The sequence below is a fragment of the Pseudomonas sp. HMSC063H08 genome (assembly GCF_001813645.1).
Classification (GTDB): domain Bacteria; phylum Pseudomonadota; class Gammaproteobacteria; order Pseudomonadales; family Pseudomonadaceae; genus Pseudomonas; species Pseudomonas aeruginosa.
Map to the genome: position 1 here is coordinate 1 of NZ_KV813577.1, position 499 is coordinate 499.

Here is a 499-nt window from a genome sequence, read left to right on the forward strand (position 1 = left end):
CCGGATGGTGTAGTTCGAGGTAGGCCTTGATGGCTGCTTGAGTCGACTCGTCCGGCCTGCCGGCAAAGTCACGTACCAGCGAACGCACTGCGAGAAGCCAGCCTTCGACGAAGAGCTTGCTGCGACGGCGCTTGGTCGACAGCTTGCAGCGCTTCTGTTGAGCGACATGAGCCGAGCGCGCCGCCACCAGTTGGTGGTGGAGCGTAGAGTAGGCGTGAGCGGCCAGCTCAGGGCCGATCCCTCGGCCCATGAACTTGAACGTCCAGCCCGCTGGCATCGCGTATGCCGCCAGGTAGTCGCAGCCGAAGGAACTGGCGCAGATCCCGGCCAGTTCATGCAGCCATGGGGCAGGAGAGCGCCTGGTTCGAGTGGGAACGCACGCGGTTTCCACCGTGTGGGCCGAGATCTCCGCATCGCTGAGGTCGAACTGCCGCTTCAGGATCGCGGCCTGGCGCAATGCGGTTTCCGCCTCGTTCGGCGTGGCCCCCTTGGCATTCGC

1 protein-coding gene is annotated in these 499 nt (G+C 64.9%); it reads right to left on the reverse strand.

Going from position 1 to position 499, the window contains the following annotated elements; all coding sequences use genetic code 11:
- Positions 1-499, reverse strand: a 499-nt coding sequence (locus HMPREF2924_RS26740; RefSeq protein ID WP_070700774.1) for a DUF7168 domain-containing protein, incomplete at both ends; no start/stop codon positions are given.